Annotated in this window: 10 protein-coding genes; 9 read left to right on the top strand and 1 reads right to left on the bottom strand. The window is 42.9% G+C overall.

Annotated features, from left to right (window positions below; genetic code table 11):
• The first annotated feature begins 4 nt into the window (after nucleotides 1–4).
• Nucleotides 5–1,012, top strand: a complete 1,008-nt coding sequence (locus GUA46_RS14095) for a 2-hydroxyacid dehydrogenase (RefSeq protein WP_176621025.1) — start codon at nucleotides 5–7, stop codon at nucleotides 1,010–1,012.
• On the opposite strand, the gene cls is transcribed toward GUA46_RS14095, so the two are convergent.
• Nucleotides 1,007–2,413, bottom strand: a complete 1,407-nt coding sequence (gene cls, locus GUA46_RS14090; protein WP_176621024.1) for a cardiolipin synthase — start codon at nucleotides 2,411–2,413, stop codon at nucleotides 1,007–1,009. The two genes, GUA46_RS14095 and cls, sit on opposite strands and share 6 nt — an antisense overlap.
• A gap of 368 nt (nucleotides 2,414–2,781) precedes the next feature.
• Here cls and GUA46_RS14085 point away from each other — a divergent pair, with 368 nt between their 5' ends.
• From GUA46_RS14085 to GUA46_RS14050, 8 genes are all read left to right on the top strand, one after another.
• Nucleotides 2,782–4,422, top strand: a complete 1,641-nt coding sequence (locus GUA46_RS14085) for a TldD/PmbA family protein (RefSeq protein ID WP_176621023.1) — start codon at nucleotides 2,782–2,784, stop codon at nucleotides 4,420–4,422.
• 27 nt (nucleotides 4,423–4,449) lie between these two features.
• Nucleotides 4,450–5,766 carry a TldD/PmbA family protein gene (locus GUA46_RS14080; protein WP_176621022.1) on the top strand — a complete coding sequence of 439 codons (1,317 nt, stop codon included), beginning with the start codon at nucleotides 4,450–4,452 and terminating at the stop codon, nucleotides 5,764–5,766.
• A 90-nt stretch (nucleotides 5,767–5,856) separates the two neighbouring features.
• Nucleotides 5,857–6,477, top strand: a complete 621-nt coding sequence (locus tag GUA46_RS14075) for a DUF4159 domain-containing protein (RefSeq protein WP_218109566.1) — start codon at nucleotides 5,857–5,859, stop codon at nucleotides 6,475–6,477.
• 10 nt (nucleotides 6,478–6,487) lie between these two features.
• Nucleotides 6,488–7,492: an AAA family ATPase gene (locus tag GUA46_RS14070; RefSeq protein ID WP_176621020.1), complete on the top strand. Its 1,005-nt coding sequence runs from the start codon at nucleotides 6,488–6,490 to the stop codon at nucleotides 7,490–7,492.
• Nucleotides 7,492–8,391, top strand: coding sequence for a DUF58 domain-containing protein (locus GUA46_RS14065; RefSeq protein ID WP_176621019.1), 900 nt, complete (start codon nucleotides 7,492–7,494; stop codon nucleotides 8,389–8,391). The genes GUA46_RS14070 and GUA46_RS14065 overlap by 1 nt, the downstream gene beginning before the upstream one ends.
• Nucleotides 8,392–9,669, top strand: a complete 1,278-nt coding sequence (locus GUA46_RS14060) for a BatA domain-containing protein (RefSeq protein WP_176621018.1) — start codon at nucleotides 8,392–8,394, stop codon at nucleotides 9,667–9,669.
• Complete coding sequence (locus tag GUA46_RS14055) at nucleotides 9,666–11,894, top strand: tryptophan-rich sensory protein (protein ID WP_176621017.1); 2,229 nt, start codon at nucleotides 9,666–9,668, stop codon at nucleotides 11,892–11,894. The genes GUA46_RS14060 and GUA46_RS14055 overlap by 4 nt, the downstream gene beginning before the upstream one ends.
• Nucleotides 11,887–13,641 carry a hypothetical protein gene (locus GUA46_RS14050; RefSeq protein ID WP_176621016.1) on the top strand — a complete coding sequence of 585 codons (1,755 nt, stop codon included), beginning with the start codon at nucleotides 11,887–11,889 and terminating at the stop codon, nucleotides 13,639–13,641. Before GUA46_RS14055 ends, GUA46_RS14050 begins: the two co-directional genes overlap by 8 nt.
• Nucleotides 13,642–13,802 lie beyond the last annotated feature (161 nt).

Genomic DNA, 13,802 nt, shown 5'->3' with positions numbered 1-13,802 from the left:
CAAAATGAAGGTATTGGTGTACAGCGCCAAGGATTTTGAGATAAAAAACTTGGAAAAATTCAATAACGGCAAGCATAAAATGACCTTTGTTCCGGAAACATTGGACTCCTCAACGGCTGTTATGGCCGCAGGTTATGATGCCGTTTGTGTCTTTTCAAACGATGATGCCTGTCTGGTTGTTCTGGAAATCCTCCATGATCTGGGGGTTAAATACATCACTTTAAGGTCAACGGGCTATAACAATGTAAGCGTTAAATCAGCAAAAAGAATCGGACTAAAAGTGGCTTATGCACCGGAATACTCCCCCCATGCAATTGCAGAACATGCCGTAGGTTTATTGTTGGCGATCAACCGTAGGCTCATTCAGGCAAATGCCCAGGTAAAACAATATGATTTTACTTTGGATAATTTAATGGGCTTTGATTTGAACGGAAAGACGGTCGGTATTTTTGGAACAGGAAGGATAGGTTCTATTTTGGTGAAAATTTTCCATGCTTTTGGGTGCAAGGTGGTGGCCAATGATGTAAGACGTAACCATTATCTGGAAAGCCACTACGATGTGGAATACCTTCCCTTGGAAGAACTGTGCAGACGATCCGATGTTATCAGTATCAATGCGCCGCTAACCTATGAAACACACCATATTTTTTATGAACCCATGTTCTTGGCAATGAAACAGGGAGCCATATTGATCAATACGGCGCGAGGAGGTATCGTAAAAACAGAAGATCTAGTCAAGGTGTTAAAGGACGGACACCTTGGGGGATATGCCACGGACGTTTATGAGCGTGAAAGAGGAATCTTTTTTAAGGATAACAGCAAAACGGGCATTACCGATGAGCTGCTTCAAGAATTGATCGATCTGCCCAATGTACTTTTGACGCCACACCAAGCATTTGCCACAAGAGAAGCGTTGTTGAGGATCGCCGAGACCACCATTTACAATTTGGATTGTTGGGAAAAAGGAAAAACCTGCAAAAACGAACTGGGTTTCCAGACCGTAACACTATAGAAGGGGACTCAATAATTTGGCAAAGCCCTGAATCAATTTTTGGATCCAAGGTCTTTCCTTGTATTGGTTGTAATCGTTCAAAATCAATGATTTTTCACAATCCTTAAAAAAATCTGATTTCATCCTTTTGCACAAGTCCCTGTCATAAACGAACACTTGTGCTTCATAATTTTGCTGCAGACTCCTATTGTCTAGATTGGCGGTTCCTACACTGGCGATCTCATCGTCGCACAACATGACCTTACTGTGCAAAAAGCCGTCGGCATATAAATATATTTTAATGCCAGCCTTGAGATAGGATTCAAAATAGGCCCTAACGCACCAGTCCACCAATTTGATATCGGTGGTGGTCGACATTAGAATCCTGACATCCACACCGCTCAGTGCGGCGGTCATGAGCGCCTGCAGTATGGCATGGTTTGGAATTATATATGGATTTACGATGTATAGGTATTTTTGAGAACTATTGATAATGGAAAAATAGACCTGTTCCATTACATCAAAATCATCGTCCGGACCACTGGGTACAATTTGTAGTGAAGTTTTATGCCTATGGATCGCTTGGGTTTTAAAATTGGAGGCTTCCACTTTTTTGCCACTGGCCAAAAACCAGTCCGTGACAAATAATCGGTTCAAAAAGTCAACGGCCTCACCTTCTATTTTTAGATGGGTATCGTGCCATTTTCCCAATGTTTGGTCGCCCCTAAGATACTTGTCCGAAATATTGATGCCACCGGTAAACCCTATTTTATTGTCGATCACGATTATTTTCCTATGGTTCCGATAGTTTAATGAAGCCAGAAACCTCCCAAACTTAAAGGGAAGGAACTGTGCTGTTTCAACACCTATATCTTTGAGTTTTTTGAGGTATTTCTTACTTAGTGAATAACTGCCGATACCATCGTAGAGCAATCTTATGGTTACGTTGCTCGCCACCTTCCTTTCAAAAATATCCAGAAGTCTATCAGCCAGTTCGCCATCTTCAAAAATGTAATATTGTAAATGTATGTGCTCTTTGGCCCCTTCGATGGCCTCAAATATGCTTTCAAAGGTAATTTTTCCATCCTTCAACAACTCTAGATCGTTATGGCAGGTTATGCCGCAATGGGTTGTTTTGTTGATCAAATGGGTTATTTTGAGCTTATCATCTGAGATCTGGGGATTACAATTTGCGTTTTCCAATGGTTGAATGGGGGCAAACTGATTTTTCAAGGAAAACATCTTGGACCTTCTCCTGTTCCTGCCAAACAAAATATATAGCAGGACACCTGCTACGGGGATGGTAAAGATGGCCAACAGCCAAGCCAAGGTCTTGCTGGGCCTTACCCCGTTCAATAACAAGCTTACGACCATGGTCAGTGCAATCAGTATGTAGAGCGCAATGAGGATAGGTATGAGCATGTGGTCCATATAATCCACGTTTGTTTCAAAGATAAGATTCTCGTCACATTATAATCAATTTGGAATGTACTGTAACAAAATGTAGAAAATCAATACAGATATAATGGTCGATGCCATTGTGAGGTAAACCTTGTACTTTGCTTATTCATTCGGTTGTATAGTCGCGAATAAACAATACCGGATTTTAAGGTATTCGCAATTATGGTTGGTCGTTTGGGGCCTATAGCCTGTTGTTCAAGGATTTTAGGTTAAAATTAACATAAAACTAAGTATGCACTACTTAATTTTAAAAGCATGGATTTGAATCGATCATTATTAAGATATCCTTGCCTATTATTAACTCAAAATAAATCAAATAACTAATCAAAATGAAAAGAAGAGATTTTGTACAGTACGCCGGTATGGGTGCAGGGGCCATGATGATGCCCTCGCTTCTTTTGGGAAACGACATTCCTGCGGAAGCATTGCTCGAACCGGGTATGGATACCGTTCTTAAAAAGAAAATGGCAGATGTTGCCCTAAATACCGCTAAATCCATGGGAGCCACCTATGCGGATGCCCGAATAGGAAGGTACCTGAACCAGTATGTCTTTACACGTGAGGACAAAGTCCAAAATGTGGTGAATACCGAATCCTTTGGAATTGGAATCCGTGTTATAGCCAATGGTACTTGGGGTTTTTCCTCTACCAATGATGTGACCGAGGATGGAATCAGAAAAGCAACACAGCATGCTGTTTCCATTGCCAAGGCCAATTCAAAGATTCAAAAAGAACCCGTTGTTTTGGCACCGGTACAGGGACATGGCGAGGTATCTTGGAAAACCCCGATAAAGAAGGATTTTAAAGAAGTGCCTATTTCCGAAAAAGTGGATTTGCTTTTGAGCGCAAACTCCGCCGCTATGGAGAACGGCGCCAATTTTGTGAACTCTGCCCTCTTTATGGTGAACGAACAAAAGTATTTTGCTTCTACCGATGGATCTTATATTGATCAGGATGTGCATCGAATTTGGCCAACCTTTAACGTTACGGCGATCGATCGTGCAGAGGGTAAGTTCAGAAGCCGTCAGGCCTTGAGTGCGCCAATGGGCATGGGCTATGAATATATGGACGGTCTGGAATCTGAAAAACTAGCAGGTCCACAGGGCATCAAACTATACAATAGAAGCTACGATATTGTAGAAGATGCAACAATGGCCGCAAAACAGGCCAAAGAGAAATTGTCCGCGAAATCCGTGGAAGCCGGTAAATACGATTTGGTACTGGAGCCCAACCACCTGGGATTGACCATTCACGAATCTGTGGGACACCCATTGGAATTGGATCGTGTCTTGGGTTACGAGGCCAACTATGCAGGAACCAGTTTTGCAACTTTGGACAAATGGGAATCCAAGGACTTTAACTACGGCAGCGATATCGTGAACATTGTGGCCGATAAGACCCAAGAAGGTTCTTTGGGTGCCGTTGGTTATGATGATGAAGGAGTAAAGACCAAAAAATGGGATTTGATCAGAAACGGAACCTTGGTGAACTACCAGGCCATCCGAGATCAAGTTCATATGATCGATCAAAACGAATCACATGGATGTTGCTATGCCCAAAGTTGGGAAGATGTGCAGTTCCAGCGAATGCCCAACGTGTCTTTGGAGCCAGGTAAGGAAAAATATTCCTTGCAGGACATGATCAAAGATGTGGAAAAAGGTATCTACATTTTGGGTCGTGGTTCTTACTCCATTGACCAACAGCGTTACAACTTCCAATTTGGGGGAACCTTGTTCTACGAAATCAAGAACGGTGAGATAGTAGGTATGCTCGAAGATGTGGCCTATCAGTCCAACACCCAAGAGTTCTGGAATTCCTGTGCTAAAATATGTGATAAGGACGACTATAGGTTGTTCGGTTCTTTCTTCGATGGAAAAGGACAGCCATCTCAGGTAAGCGCCGTTTCGCATGGTAGTTCCACATCCCGGTTTAACGGAATCAATGTAATCAACACAGGTAGGACCATTTAAGGTTTATTCAAATTAAATAATAAGACAATGGCTATATATACTAAAGAAGAAGCAAAAAAGATTTTGGAAAAAGCATTGAGCTTTTCCAATGCCGATGCCTGCGAAATAAACCTAAGTGGAAGTAATAGCGGCAATATCCGATATGCTAGAAATACCGTGTCCACCGCAGGATATAGATCTACACAGAGTTTGGTGGTACAATCAAGCTTTGGAAAAAAAGTAGGAACAGCTACCATTGATGAGTTTGATGATGCATCGCTCGAAAAGGTAGTGAAAAGAGCGGAAGAACTCGCTCAACTATCTCCTGAAAACCCTGAATTCATGCCCCCTTTGGGGCCACAAACCTATGATGAGGCCATCACGTACAAGGAATCTACCGCCAATGTAACACCAGAATACAGGGCAGAGGTTGCCAATAAGAGTATTGTTCCAGCAGCGGCAAAGGATGTTACCGCAGCAGGTTTTCTGGATGATTCGGCCCAATTTTCGGCCATGATCAATTCAAACGGTCTATTTGCATACAATCAATCCACTGATGTTGACTTTACGGTAACCATGCGTACCAACGATGGTACAGGTTCCGGTTGGGTGACCAGGGATTATAACGATATCGATAAGTTCGATGCTTCCGAAGCATCAAAAGTGGCGATAGACAAAGCGGTAATGTCCAGAGAGGCACGTGCCATTGAACCGGGAAAATATACGGTGATCTTGGAACCTGCCGCGGCATCCGATTTGTTGAGAAACATGTTCCGTTCTTTGGATGCAAGGTCTGCAGACGAGGGAAGGAGTTTTATGTCCGCAAAAGATGGAGGAACCAAACTCGGTCAAAAAATTGTAGATGAGCGCGTGAATATTTGGTCCGATCCGTTAAACCCAGATGTGCCGACATCTACATGGAACGGTTCGGGACAGCCACTTAAAAAGACCAGTTGGATAGAGAACGGAGTGGTCAAAAACCTGGCTTACGATCGTTATTGGGCGGAACAAAAGGGAGTAGAACCAGTTCCATTCCCCAGCAATTCCATTATGGAAGGTGGCGATGAAAGCTTCGAGGATATGATCAAAGGAACCAAAAAAGGTATTTTGGTAACCCGTTTTTGGTACATCCGAAGTGTGGATCCACAAACCTTATTGTACACTGGTTTAACAAGGGACGGAACGTTTTATATCGAAAACGGACAAATCAAATTCCCTGTCAAAAATTTCAGGTTTAACGAGAGCCCGATCATTATGCTGAATAATCTGGAATCTCTTGGGGAACAAGTTCGTGTCAACGGAAACTTAATACCTTATATGAAGATCCGTGACTTTACGTTCACAAGTCTTTCTGACGCGGTATAAACAGAAGAATCAAAACAAACTGGTGGTCAGGTTATCCTTGATCGCCAGTTTTTATTTTGACAATGATTTTAGCCTACCACCCAAATGGCATTGGATAACGAATTCTTTTTTACAAGGTTACAGTACGAATCGGGAGATTGGGATGTGGACCAGCGCATGCCTTCCAATTTACTGAATTCTCTAGTGGAGTACACTACCCTAAAAGTGGATACCCAAGAAAAAATCATTACCCTGTCCAGCGAAGATATTTTTAAAAGTCCGTTCTGCTATATTTCCGGGCATAAACTGGTCCAGTTCACCAAAAAGGAACGCGAGAACTTTGAAAAATATGTGCGTAATGGCGGCTTTGTCTTCGCAGATGACTGTAACCATGATATTGACGGACTGTTTGCCAAATCGTTCGAACGGCAAATGGAAGAAATATTCGGTCCGGGTGAACTAAAGAAAATTCCCAACGACCATGAGATCTACACCATTTTCTTTGAATTCGATGATGGTCCGCCGACCACTTCACAAGAACTGAACGGCTGGGGAGACGACCTTGTGCACGAATACCTCAAGGCCATTGTGATCGATGGAAGAATCGGGGTGCTCTATAGCAACAAGGATTATGGTTGCGAATGGGACTATGACTTTAGAAACAAACGCTGGTATAAAATAGACAATACCCGATTCGGGGTGAATATTGTGTTATATGCTTTAACCTCTTAATGGAACTAATTTGGATAAAGAACTACAACAAATTGCAAATGAAGTAGAAGGGCTCTCCGAAAAGCTGACCGCCCTTAAAAAAGAAATTGGCAAAGTAATCATTGGCCAAGAGGATACCGTTTCACAACTGCTCATTACGTTTCTTGCAGGCGGACATGCCCTGCTGGAAGGAGTTCCGGGATTGGCCAAGACCTTAATGATCCGCACACTTTCCAATGCTATCGATTTAAAATTCAAACGGATTCAGTTTACGCCCGATTTAATGCCATCGGATATTATCGGAACCGAAATATTGGAAGAAGACCATACCACGGGCAAAAAATTCTTCAAGTTTAACAAGGGACCTATTTTCTCCAATATCATTTTGGCGGATGAGATCAACCGTACGCCCCCTAAAACGCAAGCAGCTCTTTTGGAGGCCATGCAAGAGTTTGAGGTGACCTATGGGGACAAAACCTATCCTTTGGACAAACCTTTCTTTATACTAGCTACACAAAACCCAATAGAACAATCGGGGACCTTTGTATTGCCGGAAGCGCAACAGGATAGATTTTTGCTGTACATCAAAATAGGCTATCCAACCGATAAAGAGGAGACCCAAATTTTGAAGGCCACCACGGGAACCAAAAAAGCCCAACTAAACAAAGTATTGTCGGGAGAGGATATTGTTAGGTTACAGCAGTTGGTCCGAGAGGTATCCATCAGTGATGGATTGATTCAATATGTAAGCGATGTTATCCGAGCTACCCGACCCGATACCACCTCGGTGGACTATGTGAAGCAATGGGTGGATTGGGGCGCAGGCCCACGTGCAGGACAAGCAATGATCTTGACCGCAAAGGCTAACACACTCTTGGAAGGCCGTTTGGCCGTGACCTTGGAAGACCTACAGAGAGTTGCCTTGCCCGTACTGAGACACAGGGTGCTCGTAAACTTTAGGGCTGATGCGGAAGGAATCACCTCGGATACGGTTACAAAAGAGATATTGAAGGCAATTCAATTAAAAGATAGATAATGGCCTCAAGGGACTACCACGACCTTTTAAAACCTGAAGTCATCAATACCGTATCGGGCCTTAGCCTGATTTCGCGTATTGTGGTGGAAGGATACACCTCTGGTCTGCACCGGAGCAAGAGCGTGGGCCCCGGTATGGAATTTAGTCAGTACCGAGGTTATGAACCTGGAGATGACCTAAGGCTGCTCGATTGGAAAATGTTGGCCCGATCAGGTCGGTACTACATCAAACAATCCGAAGTGGAAAGCCATGTCACCGTCAAATTCATTTTGGATGCCAGTGCTTCCATGGAGCACGAAGAAAACGGAATTTCCAAATTGGAGTTTGCCCGCGTTATGGTAGCGTGTTTATCTCATTTAGCTCAAAAACAAGGTGACTCGGTCGGCCTTTTTGCGCTCAATGAAGATGATTTTGTGAGCATTTATCCCAAAGCCGACCAAAAACACTTCAACCGTTTGCTATTGGAATTGTTGAAAATATCCACCAAAGGGAAATGGCCGGAACTTTCCATTGCTTCCAGAAGGATTCACAATAAAGGAGAAAAGGAGCTGGTCTTTTTCCTGACCGATATGTACGAGGATGTTTCCGAGCTGTCCGACTTTGTGAAGAATTTGAAAACGGCACACAATGAAGTGGTGGTGCTACAAATTATGTCCGGTAGTGAAATGGATTTTGATTACAAAAAGTCTGTCACTTTTGAGGATTTGGAAACCGGTGCCAAAATAAAAGTAGATATCAACAAGGCCAAGGTTGCCTATTTGAAAACCTTGGAGGAGAAAATAAATCAAACCAAAGAGCAATTGCTCTCCCAAGGAGTTCATTATCATCTGTTCCGGATGGACAATGACCTTGGTGATGCTTTACAGCTCTTTTTAAAGAAACGAATACGACTGGTGTAAATGGTTTTTGCAAATCCGTCATATCTGTGGGCACTTTTGGGACTTTTAGTTCCCTTGGCCATCCATTTGTGGAGCAAGAAGGAAGCCAAGACCATTAAAATTGGGAGTATCCAATTGTTGGATGAATCCAATTCAAGGCAGTCCAGTAGCATACAATTGAACGAGTGGCTCTTGTTATTGCTACGAATGTTGATTATTGCCCTTGTCGTAGTATTGATGGCCGGTCCACAATGGCGAAACACAGGAGATAGGGAGCATGTGACCTACCTTGTGGAAGCTAGCCTTGCCAACGATGCGACGATAAGTAAAATATTGGATAGTGTACAGGATAGTTCAACGGTTCTCCTGTTAGCAGATGGTTTTCCAGATTGGGTGGCGGACCGGGATTATCAAATGGATGGGAAACAGGCCAACTATTGGCAATTGGTGCAAAAAATGGATTCTTTAAGTTCGGATAGTGTGGTGGTCTTCGCCAAAGCATTGGCAAAAGGTTTCCGGTCGATGCGGCCCAATACCCAAAAGAAAATCCATTGGGTGGTCATGGATTCGGAAGAGACCTTGTCCCAACCTTTGATGGCCCTTATGCGTGATTCCGGAGTGGAATTGGTGACAGCTTCCAGTAATAGTTCGGCAACGCAAATTAAAACGGAATCTCTGGTAGATGGTTTTGAGATTATTGCCGAGGGCGACAGCCTTAGATTACTTTCTGATGCTCTGCAAATTATTCCAGTAAGAAAGTTGGACACCCTTCATGTTAATATGTTTGTGGAAAAGGAATTTGAACGGGAAGGAAGCTATATCGAAGCATCTTTCAAGGCATTATCTACATTTTTGAAACAGGAAATACGTATTCATAAACAAGGTGATTCAATGAGTAATCAAGCCGATTTGAATATTGTTTTGGGTACTGCGCAGAACGGTCAATCGGATGGTAAACAATTAGTGTATCAGGAAAATCCATTGGCAGATGAATTGATTGAATCCGGGAAGGAGAAAAATGTATTTTATCTAACATCAAGGCTGAACCCAAAAAATACGCTGGAACAACGTTTACCGGAGCAATTGTTGCAAATATTGGATTTGGATGAGGATGTTAAGAATTTATTGACGAGTGCCGATGTGCGTCAATTGGATGAGTCACAACTCAAACCGAATTACGTGGAACCTAAGCGAAAAAGGGAAAGAGCGTCCTTTTTGGATATTTCTCTCTGGGTATTTGGAATCCTTGCCGTGCTGATGATTGTGGAACGGGTGTTATCAAACTATAAAAAACAATGATGGGAGCGGCATCTATAGAACGGTTTCAAAAGCGATGGCAGCAATCCAAATATATGGAGGCGCTTCTGTACGTAATTGGATTCGGTGGCTTTGTTTACCTACTTACCCATAATCTGTTTTACGGGATCATTGGCTTTATGGTATCTGCCGGGATTGCTTTATTTGTTCTAAAACCATGGAGCATCAGTTCCAAAAATGCAGTGGGCTATATCGATGCACATTTGCCCCAAGCGGGATTTAGTAGTGGACTTTTATTGTCGCCCTCTAACGAGCTATCCGATTTGTCCAAATTGCAGCAGTTTAGGGTAGCATCGCAGTTAGAGCCGGTTTTGTCCCGATTGAAACCGCCGCACAACATTTTTAAGGCGACTTTGGTTATGTTCGGTTTGATTCTTTTAGGCCTCGCAGGTGGTTTTATTTTGACAAGATATGGAGGTTCACCGGGAGGTAATTCTTCAACGAAGAAGCAAATCACTTTTGCACCAAAGGACAGTTTATCCAGTGCCACAAAAATTCCAGAGTTGATCAAAACCACGATCACTGTTCAATATCCAAACTACACCAGAAAATCGATTTTGAACACCACGGACCCCAACATTAAGGCCGTACAGGGTTCCAATCTCATATGGAATTTGGAATTTGACGGTAATGTGCAAGCCGTTCGGATGGACTTGATGGGAGAACGGATTGATTTTACAAAACGGGATGCATCTTATCAACTGACCAAGAATTTGGAAGCATCCGGATTTTATAGTTTTACTTTTAAAGATGCCAACGGAAACGATTATGTAAGTGATCTGTATTCTTTGGAAATGGTCAAGGATGAACCTCCCCTGGTCCAGATTGAAGGATTGGACAGTTACAGCTATTTTGAGTTTGATGACGACAAACGATTGATGCTCAACGCTAACATTTCTGACGATTTTGGAATTGATGATGCCTATATCATTGCAACGGTGAGCAAAGGCTCTGGTGAATCGGTAAAGTTTAGGGAAGAAACCATTCGATTTAAAGGAAGCGTTCCCAAAGGGAACAAGCAAATGAATTTACGGCAACCTTTGGATTTGGACGCCCTAAAAATGGACCCTGGGGATGAGCTCTATTTTTATGTGGAGGCATTGGACCAAAAAACACCTTTGCCAAACGTTGCGCGCAGCGAGACTTACTTTGCGGTAATCCGCGATACTGTGACCGATATGTTCGCAGTAGAGGGCAACTTGGGGGTGGACCTGATGCCCGACTATTTTAGGAGCCAGCGCCAATTGATCATCGATACCGAAAAACTGATTGCAGAAAAACCCAATATTTCTGAAAAGGACTTCAAATTTAGGAGCAACGAACTTGGATTTGACCAGAAACAGCTACGCTTAAAATACGGTCAGTTTATGGGGGACGAGACCGAAATGCAGGCGGCGGCCGGAGCGGTGTCCCACGAGCAGGGCGAAGCGGACCATGGTTCTGAAGAAGGGGAAGCCGATTTGCTGGATGAGTACAGCCACAAGCACGATAGCGATAACGAGCATAATTTAGTGGAAGAACATGGCCATGAAAACGAGGAAACCGAAGAGGAGGAGGACCCGCTTCATGATTATCTCCACAACCACTCGGATCCCGAAGAATCCACCTTGTTCGAGAAATCCTTGAAAGCAAAGCTTCGTGATGCCTTGAACATTATGTGGGATGCAGAACTTCATCTACGTCTATACGAGCCAGAAAAGTCATTGCCGTTCCAGTACGATGCCCTGGCAATCATACAAGAAATTAAAAACAGTGCGCGGATTTATGTCCATCGGATTGGTTTTGACCCTCCACCCATCAAAGAAGAAAATAGGTTGAGCGGAGATGTTGAAAATATCACCAATTACGATAAGCGACAGGAATTCGAGTATCAAAAGTCCTTTGCATCAACAAGGCAGGCGATCTCCCGTTTAGAAACTCTCATCCAAGAGAAAAAAATATTTGATGCCAATGACAGCGCGCTTTTTGTTGATGCAGGAAACGAACTGGCACAAAAGGCCATTTCGCAACCCTTAAAATACATTAAAATTCTACAGGGACTGCGCGATTTGGAAAAAGCCGTCAATAGGTCCAAAGAAAACTATATGGAAGTACAAAAAGGACTTTTATCGGTTTTGCCCCCTTTGGAGGACATTCCCATGAAAAAGACCAAGTATGATAGTGAAATCAATTTGTTGTACTTAAAAGAATTGGGCGTTTATGAATGATGGTGTGGTGTTTTTGAACCAGAATCTTTTTTGGCCCGTGATTATTGTAGGACTGGTCCTTATGGCAGTTTTTGTATGGAAGGAATGGTCACAACGAAAAGAACGACGGTTTTATGTGAAACTGATTGCATCATTTCTGGCCATCGTATCGCTCTGCATGATTATATTGAAACCAAGTACCTATCAAGATTCCATGCGCGGAAAGGGAATTGTGTTGACAGATGGGTATCGCTCTTCGCAGCTGGATAGTTTAAAATCAATCTACAAACGCATCAAAACCGAAGAATATACAAAAGGACGAACATTGTTCCTTTTAACGGAGGTGGATTCCATTTTTCTGTTGGGACATGGAATGGAACCATTTGATTTTTGGCAGGTAGAGCATAAGTCGGTCGCTTTTTTGGGAGGCGATGCCAATCAGGGGGGGCAGGATATCTCCAACAAGAGTGAACTGATTTTGGGAGAACCTTTGGAACTTAGCGCTACTTATGCCAATCCTGTAGCCGGAAATTGGGCCGTATTGGCCGATAATGGAGGTAATCCTTTGGATTCCATCCCTTTGGAAGAAACGGAAAGTCAGTTGATACAACTTAGTGCCGAACCCAAGGCCAGCGGACAGTTTGTGTATCATCTCATGGAGCAAGACCAAGATGGACAGGTTGTATCCAACGAACCTATACCCATACAAGTAAAGGAGGGAAGACCCCTAAAAATTTTAATGGTCAATACGTTCCCCACTTTCGAGACCAAATACCTCAAAAACTTCTTAACGGAAAAGGGGCATGAAGTTTTGGCGCGGACGCAACTCACCAAGGGCAAATACAAGTTTGAATATTTTAATGGGGCATCGGGGACCATTTATGGTTTCACTTCTGAAAACTTAAAGGATTACGACCTATTGATTATCGATACGGATTCGTACACCGGTTTAGGACGTACCTCAAAAGAAGCGATGGAAGAGATTTCTGCTTCGGAAGGTCTTGGAATTTTTATTCAGGCTGATGAAGGTTTGTTCAGGCTTTCGGAAAGTCAATCCCCGTTCAGGTTCAATAAGGATTATGTTACCGAAATCGCATTGGGTCAGCCCATGCAGACCTTACCAAAATATCCTTACGCATTCCAAGAAAACTTGCGTACCCAAGAGATTTTATTGGATTACGTCACCGTTGCATCATATATACCGGTGCAAAAAGGAAAAGTGGGGACAACCTTGCTTCAAAACACCTATCAATTGCTATTGGATGGTCAAGAAGCACTTTATACCCGAATCTGGACCAAAATACTCAACAATATAACACGGAAGCAGGAAACTGTGTTAGAGTGGAAGTCACTTACCCAAATTCCAAGATTGGATGAGCCCTTTGAGTTTGAATTACAAACGTTGCTAACGGATGTTGAGATTACCACGGAAGAAGGTGCTAGAATTCCGTTGCTTCAAGATATTTTGATACCGGGTAAATTCACGGGTACGGTGTATCCTAGAAAAACGGGATGGAACCAGCTTCAGGTTGCCAATGACTCCATTTCTCCATGGTTCTACTTTGTGTATGATGACGGTCAACTTCAAAACATCCATCAAACCCAATTAAGGAATGCGAATTATCAAAAATTTGGTTCAAGCAGCACTTTTGATGATTCAAAGTCGGTCTCAAAAAAAGAACTGCAAACCATAACTCCAATTTGGTTATATTTCATACTTCTTTTATCGTTGGGCTGGCTATGGTTGGAGCCCAAATTATCGTCCTGATTTACCGCTTTTAGAGGAAGTCGAATGCGGTAAACCCCAAGTTTTTTAAGGGATTTCATCGATTTAGAATAGTTCTAAACACCAGTATACGTATGGTTTGCAACATTTTGTAAGCCTTCTACAACATAAGATTCCTCACGTTTTCTTCTTTGGATAGATTT

This window comes from Flagellimonas chongwuensis (assembly GCF_013376415.1).
GTDB lineage: Bacteria > Bacteroidota > Bacteroidia > Flavobacteriales > Flavobacteriaceae > Flagellimonas > Flagellimonas chongwuensis.
This window is presented reverse-complemented; position numbering and strand designations above follow the sequence as displayed.